Genomic DNA, 14,972 nt, shown 5'->3' with positions numbered 1-14,972 from the left:
CTGCCCTACAATGCAATATCCTTGTCCCTGTATGCAGCCAATATGAGCCTCGAGAAAGTCATCTTCGCCTTCTTCATCCTGCTGGCGTTCACATTGAACTTCGGCTTTTTCATTGGCGACTTGGATGTGGCGCATCAACACGACGTGTTCGAGCTGTTTGCCGCTATCGTGGTCAATCTGATTGCCACGGTACTGAAGTTTGGTGATAGAACCCAGGTCGGCGCTTTGCATTTGGCTACCAGTCTGGTGGCGGACCTTCAGTTAGTTGCAGCTGCCAGCTTATGGGGGTACAGCCTGTATGTTTCCGGGGTCGGCATGACGCCCGGCGTGACATCCAGCGTGGTCTCACTATCAGGCGGAGCGCTGATGGCCAATGTCGTGTCCGTCGTATTGCTGATCGGCGAGACATTGCAAGTGCGCCGCTAGACTCAAGCCGCCATGCCAAATATCTTCTTCCAAGTCTTGCGGCGCATGCGCGCCCCATTGATCACACTGATCCTGATCTATGCCATCGCCGTACTGGGTCTGGTACTGATTCCAGGCAAAGACGACCAAGGCCAGCCGTATCGCATGGACTTTTTCCATGCCTTTTATTTCATCAGCTATACCGCCACCACTATCGGTTTTGGTGAGGTGCCGTTTCCCTTCACCTACCTGCAACGTATGTGGGTGGTGGTGTGTATTTACCTGTCAGTCATCGGCTGGACATTTGGCCTGGGCACCTTGTTTTCCATCCTGCAGGACAAGAGCTTCCAACAAGCAGTGCAATTGGCACGTTTCGCTCACAAAGTACGCGGCCTGGGTGAACCGTTTTACCTGATCTGTGGCTACGGCCAGACTGGGCGGCTACTTGGCAAGGTGTTGGATACCCGAGGGCTGGGTTTTGTCGTGCTGGAACAGCGAGAAGATCGCATCAACGATGTGCTGTTTGCCGACTACCGTTTCGATGTGCCGGTCTACGCTGGCAATGCAGCCAACCCGGAAATGTTACAGACCGCGGGCATCATCCACCCACAGTGCCGTGGTGTATTGGCGCTGACTGGAGACGAACAAGCCAATCTGGCGATTGCTATCACTTCCTACGTGTTACGACCTCAGATGGTTTCGGTATGCCGTGCCAAAAGCCACGCCGTTGCGGAGAACATGGCCAGCTTCGGCACCAACCGGGTCATCAATATGTTCGATGCTGTTGGCCAGCGCTTTCGCATGGCACTGCATGCACCACAGACCAGCCGCCTGTGGTCGGTGCTGAACAGCTTCCCAGGTGAACCATTGCCACCATTGGTAAACCCACCGCGCGGTCATTGGGTAGTCGTAGGCTATGGCCGCTTTGGCCACGCTGTACGTGCCGCACTCGATGCAGAAGGGTCAACCGTCATGGTGATCGACCTCCATGCCCCCGATGACCTCCCTGGCGACGCATACATTGTCGGTATTGGCGTAGATGCTGCAACCCTGAAATCAGCGGGTTTGGAGCGGGCTGTTGGCATCGTCGCTTGCACAGACCACGATGCCAACAATTTGTCAGCCATTGCCACTGCACGCCAGATCAACCCCGATCTTTTCGTGGTAGCCAGGCAGAACCTGACCATGAACCATCTGCTGTTCCAGTCTTTCAAGGCTGACGTAACTGTTATACGCAGCCAAGTGGTGGCGCAGGAATGCCTCAATGCCATGACCACCCCCACGCTCGCCCGCTTCATGGAGCTGATTCGACTGAGCAGTGAAGTCTGGGCCAGAGCGCTGCTACGGGAAATTGAATCTTTGTGTGGCACACAAGTGCCGGATAACTGGGTGGTCGAGCTCAATGGAAACCATCAGGGCGCCATGTACGCCTTGATGGTCAACCCCACGCCCCCACTCGAGCTTCGCCACTTACTGGTCGATCCTCATGCACCACGCCATCAACTACCTTGCCTGCCGCTGCTGATCATCCAGAACGATAACGAAATTCTGCTGCCACCACCTGAAACCCCACTGTATTTCGGTACCCGCATACTGTTCATCGGTCGGACCTCGGCACGATTGGCGCAGCAGGCCACTGTTAACCAATACCGGCTTATCGACTATGTACGCACCGGCGTAGAACCGCCCGCTGGCTGGCTATTCCGCAAGTTGGAAGCAAGGCGTAATGCCCGCCAGACGAAAGAAGATGCAGTGGAAATGACTGGCTAGGTATTCAGTGAGCACTAGCCTCCAGTAGCCGCTACAACATGAATCTCCTCATCGAATGCCCGCACCACACTACCGGCATAAACCTTGCGGGTCTTACGAAATTCAATCTCTCCATCCACTTCCACCAAGCCCTCGGCTACCATCTGCTTGGCCATACCGCCAGAATGAGCAATGGCCAAAAGCTTGAGCAGATTATGCAGCTCAATGAAGTCGGAACTGAGCGTAAAAGTATGCTGATTCATTTTTGGGTATCTGATTGATTGAGCTGCCGCTCGATACGGCGCGCGAAAACTGTCATTTCCTTTGCTGCCTGCTTGTCGCCACGCGATGTCGCAACCTCGATGCCTTCCCGATAGGCTTGCAACGCCTCCACCAACTGGCCTGCCTCACCCAACGCCTTGCCCAACCCCTTCCAAGCCGCCGAATAGCTTGCATCACGTGCAATGGCATCCCGGTAAAACGCTACTGCCCGATCTGGCTGGCCCGCTTTCAGGTATTCATTACCCAACGAGAAACGCAGTAACGCACCATCCCGCGGACCATCAAGTAGTTTTTCCAGTTGAGCGATCATTTCTGCGCTGCCTGCCATTTGGTAATGGCAGCGCGGACAGCCGGCATCGCCGCCAATGCCGCACGCTCTCCTTCCAGAATCGCCACATGCTTCTGGTCAAAATCGCTCGCGCCGATACGGCCCACACGTGGCGTAATGACGACGTCTGCCCGGGCCAGCTCCTGCCCACCCAGCTTCTGGCCCATGATGGTAACCGTCTGGTTCAGAATCGATGCTATGCCATCTGCCGGCTTACCATGTTCCGCCTTGGCGGAGATATCAACCGCAATCACAATATCTGCACCCAATGCACGCGTAGCATCCACCGGTACAGGGCTTACCACACCACCGTCGACATAGCGCTTTCCGGAAATAGAGACTGGCAGAAATACGCCAGGGATACTGCACGAAGCACGCACCGCCTGGCCGGTATTACCACGCGTAAACGACACACGACTGCCGCTATCCAGGTTGGTCGCCACCGCCGCAAACGGACGGGCAAGCTTTTCGATCGGCCGATTCTTGATCAGCTGATTGACGTAATCCTGCAATTTCTCGCCCTTGACCAAACCACCGCCACTCATGGTCAGGTCACGAACCTGGGTCTCATCCAAAGCAAAGGACTTTTCCTGCAAAGCAAAACCATCGAGGCCCGAGGCATATAAAGCACCTACGACACTACCGGCACTCGTACCCGCCACCACAACCGGCGCCAGGTTCTGCGCTTCCAGAATCTTGATCACACCCACATGCGCAAAGCCTTTGGCTGCACCACCGCCCAGCGCAATACCAATGCGCGGCTGAATCAGCGCCCGGGGAGGTGTCAGCGGAGGAATTACAGTAGGCGGAATCGTGGGTGGAGGCGGATTGTTGATACCACAAGCAGTCAGTAAGAGAGGGACAACAAACAGAAAGGTGCGGCGTTGCATGGTGTTCCGTTAAAAATAGGGGAAGCGTACAGCGCGTTATTATTCAGACTTTGGGCCATCAATGCTGCATATTGTTCGCCATCACGTGAGCGCCATGACGAGCGGCGAGTAACGCCCGATAACTGCACTAAGTTGAGGACCCACATATTTTATTTCAATGCAGCATACATTCCGGTTCCTGGCACCCCGATGACAAACTTTTAGAGTCACGTCAAAGTCCCGCGAGCTAAAGCAAGACAAGGCGGAAAAAGCCGAAGAAGCGGAGTTTACAAATAGTAAATGAGCATTCCGAGGGTGTTTTCAACGCTGTATTGCCGACGCGCAGCAGACTTTGACCGGTTCCTACTGGGGGTCTGCCGGTACAACCTTAAGTACCTCTTCTAACGTCGTCAGGCCATCTGCGATTTTCTGCGCGCCTGCAAGTTTGAGCGGTTTAAGCCCCTCACGTAACGCCTGCTCCCGAATCGCACTAGGGTGCGCCACCGAGGCCACCAAACGACGCAGCTCTGTACTCATGGTCAGCATTTCATACAACCCCAGGCGCCCCAGATAACCCGTATTGCGGCACTCCAGACAACCGACCGGCCGATAGGCTCCTGTTGGTATCGGGGCCTTCCATGGCGTGACCAAGGCGTTCCATTCAGCTTCAAGCGGTGCACCAGGTTGCTTGCAATGCGGGCAAAGCGTTCTTACCAGCCGCTGAGCCATCACCCCCACCACGGTGGAGCTGACCAGATATGGCGGTACACCCAGCTCCAACATCCGGGTAATCGCGCTCGGTGCATCGTTGGTATGCAAAGTGGACAAAACGAGATGCCCGGTCAACGCAGCCTGAATTGCCATATCCGCAGTTTCACGATCGCGAATCTCGCCCACCATGATGATGTCCGGGTCCTGACGCAACAGGGTACGTACACACTCGGCAAAGCTGAGGTCGATATTGTGCTGTACCTGCATTTGGTTAAAGCTCGACTCGATCATCTCGATCGGGTCCTCCACCGTACAGACGTTGACCTCTTCTGTTGCGAGCTGCTTGAGCGTGGTATAGAGCGTCGTCGTCTTACCGGAACCTGTCGGCCCAGTCACCAGGACGATACCATGCGCCTGCCGGACAAACTGCTGCCATCGTGCCTCGTCCTCCGCGCCAAAACCCAGTGCCGAGAAGTCCTTCACCAGAATGGCAGGGTCAAAGATACGCATCACCAACTTTTCGCCAAACGCTGTCGGCATAGTCGAAAGGCGCAGCTCTATCTCACGCCCTTCCGGCGTCTTGGTCTTCACCCTGCCATCCTGTGGCCGACGCTTTTCAGCCAAATCCATCCGCCCCAATACCTTGATGCGCGAGATGATGGCATTCATCACTGCAGGCGGTACCTGGTAAACCGAGTGCAACATGCCATCGATACGAAAACGCACGTGGCCGGCTTCCCTGCGAGGTTCGAGATGGATATCCGAAGCGCGTTGGGTAAAGGCATATTGAAACAACCAATCCACCAAGCTGACGATATGGTGGTCATTTGCATCGACATTGCCTGTACGACCCAGCTGGATAAGCTGCTCGAAGTTGGCGAACTGGCTCTGTCGCCCAGACTGGGCTACAGCCTGCTTTACGAAGCGGGAAAGGTTGTAGAACTCGGGCAGATAGCGGGCGATATCCTCCGGATTGGCCAGTACACGCCGGATCTCACGCTTGAGGATACGGCCCAGCTCATCCTCCCACTCCCGCACAAAAGGCTCGGCAGTTGCTACGGTAACCGACATCACATCAACCGCCACCGGCAGAATACCGTAGCGTTTTGCATACCCGTGGCTGACCACACCGGAAACCGACGCGACATCGATCCTGAGCGGGTCGATATGCAAGTAGGGCAGTTTGATCTTCTGCCCCAGCCAATGCCCTAACCAGGCCGAATCCATCACCTCGCCGGTTTTGACGCAACGCCAGACCTGCGAGGCAATCACCGTAAAGGGGTGAGTCTTACCGTTTGCCGAAGTCCGCGCCGGGATCAGAAACGCTTCGGCGACCTCGGCCGTCACATGCTCTTCGGCAACCAGGGTATCAACCAACGCTTTGAGCGAGAGACGCATGTCCCCGTAGTCACGGATTGGCAGAAATTTTTTCATAGTGACGTCAGGTGCAAATACAAGCCTATTCATAACCAATCGATTGCATTTAATCAGTAATACGAGGTACAGCAGAGAAACCGGGATGCACTCGGCTACATGGACGGCTCACTCCCCCGGACATTTTCCTTTTTATTTAAGCTCTTTCCTGCGGACTTGTCGCGCTGCAACCGTCATCGCCATTAAAATTCGCTGCATGACTGAACTGATCCGCGCCGACGTGCGTCTTGCCGAACTGGGCCTGGCCCCATCCCGTACCGCCGCCCAGCAGTATATTACCGCTGGGCGGGTATATCTGATTGAAGCCACCCAGCGTCTCCCCATCGGCAAGCCCAGCCAGAAACTTCTGCCCGACGCAAAGTTGGAAGTAGAACCCGACCCGGCCGATCGTTTTGTTTCGCGTGGCGGGCTCAAGCTTGCTGGCGCATTAGACCATACCGGCCTCGACATCACTGGCTGGCATTGCCTGGATATCGGCATCTCTACAGGCGGGTTTACGGACTGCCTGCTACAAGCGGGGGCTGCCAATGTGATTGGAGTGGAAGTCGGCCACGATCAACTGCACCCACGTCTTCAGGCTGATCCGAGAGTCCGGCAATTCGAGGGCGTCAATGCGCGCTCGCTGGATCAACCCGCTATTCTGGCGGCCAATAACGGCACAGCATTTGATCTCGCGGTCGCCGATGTCTCGTTTATCTCGCTAACGCTCGTGTTGCCGGCTTTCGCACCACTGGTCAAACCAGGCGGCCAATTCCTGCTGCTCGTCAAACCTCAGTTTGAAGTGGGTCGTGAAGGCATCGCCAAAGGCGGCATCGTACGCGATGCAGCGCTTTATGCTGATGTCCAGAACAAGGTGGAAACCGCGGCTATGCAGCTGGGGCTGCACTGCCGAGACTGGTTCGCAAGCCCTATCGAGGGCGGGGATGGCAACAGGGAGTTTTTTCTGTGGCTCGGCAAACCCTGAGAACCGGTTTCCGATCTTACTGCAAACCTGTGTGATCAGGGCTTATGCGCTGCTCTGGTACCCTGCTGACAGCCGCTCGCGACAAATCGTAAACAAGTTCTGAGCGCGCCACGCCACCATACGGCATGCGGCATGCGGCATGCGGCATGCGGCATGCGGCATGCGGCATGCGGCATGCGGCTAAGCTTACCCGCGGCAAATTGACTATAAACCCGGATAACGGAAGCACATGCTGCAAATCAAGTCCTCCTTGCCCCGTATGGTGCACGGGTGGCTTGTAGGAGGACTGCCGACATGATCAAACAGGTACTTTACCTCGCAGACAATCACGTCGATGCCCAGCAGGTACAGCAAGCACTGACCCACATCGGCCTGGATGTGGCGCTTAATATCGTCACGTCCGCAGCCACATGTGGCGAGGCATTACAGCTCACCACCTACGATTTGCTGATTTCCGAGTTGCCGCCGCAACGAAATGCCAATGACGATGCCCACTCGCTTGCGCAGCGGCATCAGCCTCAGCTGCCATTCATCCTGATGACCGGCCCAGGCGATCTTTCGCCATCCGCAGTCGACAGTACACCGGGCTACTACCATATTGTCGCCAAGCATGATCTTTTAGCGCTAAAGCGCACCGTAAAGGTATTGCTCGATTCGACGCCAGCCAGTACAGCAATTCAGCAGCTATACCTGCACGACCGCCTGCAATCCAACTTGTTGTTGCTGACCGAACAGATCGCTCAAGCGCGGCGGCAGGATGAGGTGCTTTCCCTTGTCCTCAGCGCGGTGCGTAACTTGGCGCTGGCGGATGGCGCCACGTTTATCATGCGTGACGGCGACCAGTCTTACTACGCCGAAGAAGACGCGATTGCCCCCATGTGGCTTGGCCAGCGGCAGCTGTTTACATCCTGCATGGGTGGACAGGCCATGATGCAGGCTCGCCAGATTATCGTTCCGGATATTTACGCTGACCCTAAAGTCCAGCATGCCCACTACCGGCCCACGTTTGCGCGTAGTCTGGTCATGACGCCAATACTGCAGGCATCGCCGCAAGCCGCAATCGGGGCCTATTGGGCTCAACCCTATACCCCGGATGCCGAAACGCTACTGCTGCTGCAACACCTCGCAAGCATCACCGCTCAGGCCCTGGCCAACGCCCAGCGCTACCGCAGCCTGGAACGTACCGTGGAGGAACGCACGGCGCAGTTGGAAAACATGAATCACGATCTCGAATCGTTCGCCTATGCCGTCGCCCACGACTTACGTAAGCCACTGACCACCATCAATGGGTTCGGCAATATCCTGCTGAAGGACTATCTGACTCATATACCTGAAGAAGCCCGGCTCTATCTCATGCGGATCAGCGGCGAAGCAGCCCGTATCAACGAACAGCTGGAGGACCTGCTTGCGCTGTTTCAGTTGTCCAGCTTTTGCGTACAGCGCTCCAGGATCAATCTGAGCGACATCGCCCAGTCTATCGTCACGCAACTACGCCGCCGCGGACCGGCACGCCAAGTCGAGGTCAAGATCGCCGACATCATGCCGGCTTATGCAGACCCAGCCTTACTTCATGCGCTATTGGAAAAACTGATTAGCAACGCTTGGAAATTCACCAGCCGTCGCAGCTTGGCGCAAATAGAAATCGGCGTGCAACCCGACGCCCGGGGCGGCGAGGTTTTTTATATCAGCGACAATGGCGCAGGCTTCGATATCGGCTCACCTACACGGCTGTTCCGACCCTTCCAGCGCTTCCACGCGGTAGATGAATTCCCCGGCAGCGGAATGGGACTGGCAATTGCACAGCGCATCGTCCACCAGCATGGTGGACGCATTTGGGGAGAATCGGCTGCTGGCGCCGGCGCCAGCTTCTTCTTCACCCTGCCGATGCCCAACTAGACGCACGGCGCTGTCAGTCCTCACTGGCAGGCTTGGCATCGCTATGGCCCAGATGCTTTTGCGGTGCTATCACATCACGCACCCGTTGCTTGAGTAACGCCGCATCGGGGAACCCGCCGTCAGCTTTACGCTCCCATACCAGTACACCATCAGCCTTCACCGTGAATACACCCCCGGTACCTGGCTGAAGAGCAACCTCGCCGATCTCCTGCTCAAAGCTGGATAACAACTCCTGTGCCAACCATGCTGCGCGTAATAACCAGCGGCATTGGGTACAGTAATGGATTTCGATACGGGCTTTGTCGGACATACACGTCTCTACACCTATTCACGCTGGTAAAGCCTGCACTATATGCATGGGTTGAACAGTACCCCTTCGGCTTGCTAACTACGACAAGCCAGGATCGATTGCTACCCGGCCCTGGAACCTCTCGAACTAGAATTGCTACGGCACAAGAATTGCCGTATATGGACAATCTAGGTACAGCGAGAAAACCAGCAATTTTAACCTGTGAATCCGCGCAGGCAGCCCCAACATATCGGTGAGGCGAACTTTATTCTCGTCTGGAGTCTCCATTACTTTTTCATTGCCGAGTACTGCCTATGAGCCAAAATCTCACACTGGAAAGTGCCCTGCAAACCATCGTAGCAACCCAATCCGACCGTTCTCCCGCCGGATTGGCAGGTTTGATAGCCGCGCTACGTCCTCACGATGCGACGCAGATCAATCTGGCCACCAACTCACTACGCTCACTCGCGTGGCTGCTTGACCAGAACGCCAACTATCGCAATGGGCTGCGACATTACCTTACAAAGCTGGTAGGCAGCCGCCGCCAACTGCACCTTTACACCGACGCGGGCATTCTTTCCAATGAAAGCGTCTGGAGTGCATTCCGGCGCCGGCTTGGTGAAAAGATGCTGCCTAGCGAATACCGCGATGATTACCTGCGGGACGTATTCGGCCGGGTGTTCAACCGTAAAGACGATTACGAATGGGTAAGCGCAGTACCCGACTCTGTCTGGCTGGAAGTATGGCAGGCTCTCAATTTCACCGAAGGGGACCATGCGCAGGATGAGCGCAATACCCAGCTGGAACTGGTGGAAGCCGCACAGGTATTGTCCTACCGCATTTCTGCCATTGGTCTTGAACCTGAGCTGGTACGGAATCACCCCGCCATCGAAAAGTTCGAGTCCCCATTCCTGACCCAGAACGTCGCCTTGCGTGACTACCTGGAGAGCTATAAAGCGCAGCTGATCGAGCCGAGCAAGCCACGCGAGGATGACAAAGCGGTTTGCGTGCTCCTGGACCAATGCGATGAAATCGTAACGCGGGTGCGCAAGATAGCAGCGAAGGAAGGCGTCAGCGTCAGCCTGACGTACCTGATGGTTCGCCTATCTCAGCATCTGGAGCGTCTGCGTCTGGTACTCGATCTGCTTGAGCAGGAACAAACACGCCAGACACCGGAACGCGCTGTCCGCTTTTTCAAGCAGCTGGTGGAAGCCGACAATCGCAAAACCAGCCTGCGTGACCTGTTCACCACCAATACCGACTTGCTTGCCCTGCAGATCACCGAGCATGCCGGCCGCACAGGCGAGCACTATATCGCCAGCAACCGGCGTGAATGGTTGGGCATGGCCAAATCGGCCATGGGGGCCGGCTTCATTGTCGGCTTCATGGCGATGATCAAGATCCTTACAGCCAAGCTCAAACTCGCTCCGCTGATTGAGGCTTTTGCCTTCAGCATGAATTACTCGCTGGGTTTCATGCTGATCCACATGTTGCATTTCACCATCGCGACCAAGCAGCCTGCCATGACTGCCGCCAAGATCGCGGCCAGCATTGAACGCCAAAAGGGTAAGACCGGCGACGAGCAGGATAGTCTGGTGGACCTGATCGAAGCCGTTGCGCGCACCCAGTTCATCGCCATTATGGGTAATGTGCTGATCGCCATCCCTACTGCCTTGTTGATTGCGCTTAGCTTGAAATACGGCCTGGATAGCGAGCCTGTCAGCGCCGATAAAGCCTATTCGCTGCTGCACGACCTTGATCCGCTTCACAGCCTTGCGATTCCCCATGCTGCGATTGCCGGCTGCTGTCTGTTCCTGGCGGGCCTCATCTCGGGTTACTACGACAATAAGGCCGTCTACAACCGCATCCCTGCCCGGCTCATGCAATTGCAACTACCTCGTCGCCTCTTTGGCGAAGCGCGCTGGCAGCGCACATGTACCTATATCGAGAACAACCTGGGGGCGCTGGCGGGGAATTTCTTCTTTGGCATCATGCTGGGTTCCATGGGCACGTTGGGCTTTCTGTTGGGCCTGCCGCTCGATATCCGGCACATCACCTTCTCATCAGCTAACTTGGCCTACGCTGCCGTTGCCCTGAACTTCGATTTACCCTGGCAGATATGGCTAACAGCCAGCATTGGGGTGCTGTTGATCGGCCTGACCAATCTTGCCGTCAGCTTCGGCTTGGCATTGTCGGTAGCGCTAAGGTCGCGTCGCATACGTTTTGTGGACAAACGATCGTTGCTGCGTAAGCTGTTCCAACGCCTGATCCGTTCGCCCCAACGCTTCTTTATTGCCCCGAAAGAGGTTGTAATCGCAAGCCAAGGTAAGTCGGAGTAACAAAGAAATGGGCGCTCAAACTGCGCCCATTGAACCTGTTCCCGATTTTACTGCGCAGCCGTGATAGATCGTGAACAGGTTCCTTTACAGCAACGGCCCCCTACAGAGCAAAGGCCGGATCATCTCGCCGTAACTCAGCTTCAATCAAGGCGTAGACCCGATCGCGAAGTGCCGGCAGGTCCTCTTCCGTCATCCCGATTGTCGAGATTGGCGGCAGCCAACGGAAAATCGGTCTGCCGGGACGGAACAGCAACTGGTTATGCAGCTGTACCTCCCGCATGCGTAACTGCACAAAGGGCTGGATAGGGGCTTGCGCCGCAATCGCGGTACGGAAGGCACCATCCTTGAAAGCCTGTAATGGAGCAGTGATACGATTACGTGTGCCTTCCGGAAAGATGAAAATCGGCCAACCTGCCTTTAGCGCACTACTAAGCACTTTCACACCTGCGCGACGGCTTTCGGCAGACTCTCGTTCCACCAACACAGCAAAAGTGCGAAACATAAAGCCCAACACAGGCAAACGGGCAAACTCTGCCTTCGCCAGTAACTTGACCGGCTGCACACAAGCCATGGCGCAGATGGCCATGTCGAGCATATTGCAATGATTGCCAACTATAACCGGTGCAGGCACCCAAGCCGCTTGGCCTTCAACACGCAAGCGGATACCTGTCAACACACCCCACACCCGCATCGCATAGCGATTAATAGCATAGATCATTGTCAGCTTGGGGCGCTCTGCGAGCAGCATGGCCAAGGGGTAGGTAAGCGAAACCAATACCAGGGCCAGCCCGAACAACAGGCCTACATAGACACTGTAAAAGACGGACAACAATTTGAGCATAAACCAGACGCTAATTTTTCCAGGAGGGCAGCATTCTGGCTGCTTGGCGGCGTTTTGCAAAATCGGGCTGCCAACTGGCGCACCTCTGCCGCGGGAAATTCGCATTAATCCAGTTGCCCCACATCCACGATATTGGGCGGCCGGTTTAATCATAGCTATTGAAAACTCGTTTATGCTGCAGCTATCCGTTCGTCAAATCTTGCCATCCAGACCAAGCTGCATATGAAGCTCGCACACCCCGGCGGGGATAGGCTCACTGAAATGGAAACCCTGCATCTTTTCTACGCCCAAGCCCTGCAAAAAGCGTGCAGCCACCAGGTTCTCCACCCCTTCAACGATGACCTCCAGCCCCAGCGCATGGGCCATCTGGACTATAGCCTGCATGATACGGCGGCCCGCTTCGGTATTGAGCCGCGCGGTAAAGCTTAGATCCACCTTGATCATATCGATAGGCATGTCATGGAGCTGAGAAAGAGAAGAGTACCCCGTACCGAAGTCATCAATCGCGATCCTGAACCCCGCTTCATGCAAACTGCGCAGATGCTTGAATTGACGGCTCTGGTCAGTCAACGCCAAGCTTTCTGTGACCTCCACGATGATGTCGTTGGTGCGCAGGTTGTACTCACTCACCATGGAAATCAGGTTTTGGACAAAACGTGGTGAAAACAAAAGATTGCGCGATACGTTCAAACTCAGCCGCTGTTTGAGCCCACGCTCACGCCAACCCCGCAACTTGATCAGTGCCTGAACCATCATCTGTTCGGACAACTCACTGATCAGGCCAATCTTTTCCGCCATGGGGATAAACAACTGCGGCGTAACCCAACCGGTATTGTCATCATGCCAACGCGCCAGCGCTTCTACCTCGGTCACATCACCCGTACGTGCATTCACAACCGGCTGATAAAACACCTGCATCTCGTTGTTCAATACTGCTTGGTTCAGGCGCGTCTGCAGCGCCAGATGTTCTCGGCCCGGGCTCTTCATATGCACCACGTCGCCATAGAACTGTACGTTATTCCGGCCCATGCCCTTGGCATGATACATCGTGCTGTCGGCCGCCCTTAGCAGGGCTTCGGCACTGTTGGCATTGTCCGGATAAATCGCCATGCCAATAGAGATGGTAGGGCGGGTCTCAATACCTTCCACCACGACACCCTGCCGGGCGATTTCACGCAGACGCTCCGCCACGGTTGCCAAGGTGTATTGATCTGGCAAATCCGGCAGCATGACGATGAACTCATCCCCCCCCCAGCGCGCCAGTACGTCCTCTTCCCGCAGCACCGAACGAATCTGCTGGGCAAGGGTTGCCAATACCTGGTCACCTGCCTGATGGCCAAAGGCATCGTTGATCTGCTTGAAATGATCCAGGTCGATAAAACCCAATGCGACGCGTGTGTTGTGTCGGTTTGCTCGCGCCAAAGCCTGATGCAGCAAATCATCCAGCAGCACGCGGTTCGGCAAACCCGTCAATGAGTCGTAAAGCGCCATATGCCGGATATGCGCTTCGTGCAGATGCGCTGTGGTTACATTGCGTAGTACACCACGCAGACCTGCTGGCTTACCGTCCGTACCCCATGCCGGTAACAGCTTAGCTTCCAACCAATGCGGATCGGCATCGGTACGCAACAAGCGAAAGCGCACAGTCGACGACGCACCCTCGGCCAATACCTCTGCAAAGGCACGGTTCAGCTCGGCATGGTCCTCGTTGTGGACCAAATCAATCAACCGGCAATTGATATCCACCTGGTTTGCATTAGGAAGCGCACGTATTGTGTTCCAAGCGGCCGAGACTCTGACAAGGTTACCTTCTGCCGTCAGTTCGATGATGGCTTCTTCCAGCACATCCAGCGTTTCTACCATGGCACGCCGGCGTGCTTCTTCGCGCATCAGTTCGGTCACATCGCGGATCAATGCAACCGCATGGCGCGCTTGGCCAGTTTCGTTAAGTACGCCCTGCAAACGCCCTATGCAATAGATTGCGCCATCCAACCTAGGCAACGTGAACTCGAATTGCTCTGGTATTTCGTTCGCCAAAGCGTTAGGCAGCGCTTGGCGCAACGCCCATGCCATGTCCTGCGGGAAAGCCCTGTCCAGCAACATACCAATCAGATTCGCGCTGGGCAGGGCAGGGTGCCCAGACCATACGTTGACAACGACACCGTCACCGTCGAGCTCAAACACCATATCTTCAGTTGCGCCAACCAGCGTAGACATCCGCAAGGCGCTGACCCGTGCACGGCTTTCAGACTCCTGGCGAACCAAGGCCATGGCAAGATAATTGGCCAACGTGGAAAGAAAACGAGATTCGCTTTCGATACGCTTGGGCGGCACCTTGCGATAAATCAGCGCCAAGAAACCCATCAACTCGCCTGCATCCAGGAGGGGGAGGCACAACAGATTCAATACGCCGAGCGGTGACAACATCACCTGGGTAGCAGGCAAGAGTTCGCTGATATGGCGCTCGAGTATCAAACCGGCAGAGAGGGTTTCATGCAGATCGCGATAGAACCGGTAATCAAGATGCAAGAGCCTATTGGCAACCTGGGGTGGTATCTCCACCTCGCCAGTCCATATCCCGACCCTGTCGGCAGTCATGGCGCCCGGAGGGTGCCGATACAGAACAGTCGCCTGCGCCCGTGTCGCATTCGCGATCATCACCAGCGCCCGCTCGATCGCTTCCTGACTGGCATCACTGATAAGCTGTCCAGCTGCATCCAATGCTTCCAGATAGTCATGCGTGGCATTACGCTGGGTGCGCGTTTCGTCGAGCGGCCGACGAGCTTTCATGTCTTTCATCTCCGTAGTCCGGAAAGCACATCTTTACTCTCGAAGCAACGCCACGACGGTCTCACTATCCGGCAG

12 protein-coding genes are annotated in these 14,972 nt (G+C 55.8%); 5 read left to right on the top strand and 7 right to left on the bottom strand.

Annotation, left to right across the window (positions count from 1 at the left end):
- Positions 1-42 precede the first annotated feature (42 nt).
- Together ACUHMQ_RS00955 and ACUHMQ_RS00950 are read left to right on the top strand one after the other, a co-directional pair.
- Positions 43-426: a DUF6394 family protein gene (locus ACUHMQ_RS00955; protein ID WP_445293560.1), complete on the top strand. Its 384-nt coding sequence runs from the start codon at positions 43-45 to the stop codon at positions 424-426.
- Between the two features lie 12 nt (positions 427-438).
- On the top strand, positions 439-2,175 hold the full coding sequence (locus tag ACUHMQ_RS00950) for a potassium channel family protein (protein ID WP_445293559.1): 1,737 nt from the start codon (positions 439-441) through the stop codon (positions 2,173-2,175).
- Positions 2,176-2,189: 14 nt separating this feature from the next.
- Here the strand turns inward: ACUHMQ_RS00950 and ACUHMQ_RS00945 are convergent, their stop codons facing one another.
- The 4 genes from ACUHMQ_RS00945 to tfpB all read right to left on the bottom strand — a co-directional run bounded on the left by ACUHMQ_RS00945 (position 2,190) and on the right by tfpB (position 5,778).
- Entirely contained in the window at positions 2,190-2,417 is a 228-nt protein-coding gene (locus ACUHMQ_RS00945; RefSeq protein ID WP_445293558.1) for an RNA-binding S4 domain-containing protein, read from the bottom strand.
- The gene (locus tag ACUHMQ_RS00940) at positions 2,414-2,746 is read right to left on the bottom strand and encodes a tetratricopeptide repeat protein (protein ID WP_445293557.1); all 333 of its coding nucleotides are present in this window, start codon (positions 2,744-2,746) and stop codon (positions 2,414-2,416) included. Before ACUHMQ_RS00940 ends, ACUHMQ_RS00945 begins: the two co-directional genes overlap by 4 nt.
- Positions 2,743-3,654 (bottom strand): patatin-like phospholipase family protein, encoded by a 912-nt coding sequence (locus ACUHMQ_RS00935; protein ID WP_445293556.1) that lies wholly within the window; start codon positions 3,652-3,654, stop codon positions 2,743-2,745. The genes ACUHMQ_RS00940 and ACUHMQ_RS00935 overlap by 4 nt, the downstream gene beginning before the upstream one ends.
- Positions 3,655-3,996: 342 nt before the next feature.
- Positions 3,997-5,778, bottom strand: coding sequence for a type IV pilus assembly ATPase TfpB (gene tfpB / locus ACUHMQ_RS00930; protein ID WP_445293555.1), 1,782 nt, complete (start codon positions 5,776-5,778; stop codon positions 3,997-3,999).
- A 196-nt stretch (positions 5,779-5,974) separates the two neighbouring features.
- Here tfpB and ACUHMQ_RS00925 point away from each other — a divergent pair, with 196 nt between their 5' ends.
- Positions 5,975-6,742 carry a TlyA family RNA methyltransferase gene (locus ACUHMQ_RS00925; protein WP_445293554.1) on the top strand — a complete coding sequence of 256 codons (768 nt, stop codon included), beginning with the start codon at positions 5,975-5,977 and terminating at the stop codon, positions 6,740-6,742.
- A 294-nt stretch (positions 6,743-7,036) separates the two neighbouring features.
- Positions 7,037-8,638, top strand: a complete 1,602-nt coding sequence (locus ACUHMQ_RS00920) for a sensor histidine kinase (protein ID WP_445293553.1) — start codon at positions 7,037-7,039, stop codon at positions 8,636-8,638.
- A 13-nt stretch (positions 8,639-8,651) separates the two neighbouring features.
- Here the strand turns inward: ACUHMQ_RS00920 and ACUHMQ_RS00915 are convergent, their stop codons facing one another.
- Positions 8,652-8,948, bottom strand: a complete 297-nt coding sequence (locus ACUHMQ_RS00915; RefSeq protein ID WP_445293552.1) for an Rdx family protein — start codon at positions 8,946-8,948, stop codon at positions 8,652-8,654.
- 293 nt (positions 8,949-9,241) lie between these two features.
- Between ACUHMQ_RS00915 and ACUHMQ_RS00910 the strand changes: the two genes are divergently transcribed.
- A complete protein-coding gene (locus ACUHMQ_RS00910; RefSeq protein WP_445293551.1) occupies positions 9,242-11,266 on the top strand; it encodes a site-specific recombinase in 2,025 nt (674 codons plus the stop codon).
- Positions 11,267-11,366: 100 nt separating this feature from the next.
- Here the strand turns inward: ACUHMQ_RS00910 and ACUHMQ_RS00905 are convergent, their stop codons facing one another.
- Together ACUHMQ_RS00905 and ACUHMQ_RS00900 are read right to left on the bottom strand one after the other, a co-directional pair.
- Positions 11,367-12,212, bottom strand: coding sequence for a lysophospholipid acyltransferase family protein (locus ACUHMQ_RS00905; RefSeq protein ID WP_445293550.1), 846 nt, complete (start codon positions 12,210-12,212; stop codon positions 11,367-11,369).
- An 87-nt stretch (positions 12,213-12,299) separates the two neighbouring features.
- A complete protein-coding gene (locus ACUHMQ_RS00900; RefSeq protein WP_445293549.1) occupies positions 12,300-14,897 on the bottom strand; it encodes a putative bifunctional diguanylate cyclase/phosphodiesterase in 2,598 nt (865 codons plus the stop codon).
- Positions 14,898-14,972: the final 75 nt, after the last annotated feature.

The organism is Chitinimonas violaceus, from assembly GCF_052601015.1.
Note: the sequence above shows the minus strand (reverse complement) of the source record. Positions and strands in the feature narration are given on the sequence as shown.

What these genes read in the sequence shown, in the direction of transcription:
- ACUHMQ_RS00955 (WP_445293560.1), top strand. Translation starts at nt 43, where the DNA reads ATGAGCCTCGAGAAAGTCATCTTCGCCTTCTTCATCCTGCTGGCGTTC.
- ACUHMQ_RS00950 (WP_445293559.1), top strand. Translation starts at nt 439, where the DNA reads ATGCCAAATATCTTCTTCCAAGTCTTGCGGCGCATGCGCGCCCCATTG.
- ACUHMQ_RS00945 (WP_445293558.1), bottom strand. Translation starts at nt 2,417, where the DNA reads ATGAATCAGCATACTTTTACGCTCAGTTCCGACTTCATTGAGCTGCAT.
- ACUHMQ_RS00940 (WP_445293557.1), bottom strand. Translation starts at nt 2,746, where the DNA reads ATGATCGCTCAACTGGAAAAACTACTTGATGGTCCGCGGGATGGTGCG.
- ACUHMQ_RS00935 (WP_445293556.1), bottom strand. Translation starts at nt 3,654, where the DNA reads ATGCAACGCCGCACCTTTCTGTTTGTTGTCCCTCTCTTACTGACTGCT.
- tfpB (WP_445293555.1), bottom strand. Translation starts at nt 5,778, where the DNA reads ATGAAAAAATTTCTGCCAATCCGTGACTACGGGGACATGCGTCTCTCG.
- ACUHMQ_RS00925 (WP_445293554.1), top strand. Translation starts at nt 5,975, where the DNA reads ATGACTGAACTGATCCGCGCCGACGTGCGTCTTGCCGAACTGGGCCTG.
- ACUHMQ_RS00920 (WP_445293553.1), top strand. Translation starts at nt 7,037, where the DNA reads ATGATCAAACAGGTACTTTACCTCGCAGACAATCACGTCGATGCCCAG.
- ACUHMQ_RS00915 (WP_445293552.1), bottom strand. Translation starts at nt 8,948, where the DNA reads ATGTCCGACAAAGCCCGTATCGAAATCCATTACTGTACCCAATGCCGC.
- ACUHMQ_RS00910 (WP_445293551.1), top strand. Translation starts at nt 9,242, where the DNA reads ATGAGCCAAAATCTCACACTGGAAAGTGCCCTGCAAACCATCGTAGCA.
- ACUHMQ_RS00905 (WP_445293550.1), bottom strand. Translation starts at nt 12,212, where the DNA reads ATGCGAATTTCCCGCGGCAGAGGTGCGCCAGTTGGCAGCCCGATTTTG.
- ACUHMQ_RS00900 (WP_445293549.1), bottom strand. Translation starts at nt 14,897, where the DNA reads ATGAAAGCTCGTCGGCCGCTCGACGAAACGCGCACCCAGCGTAATGCC.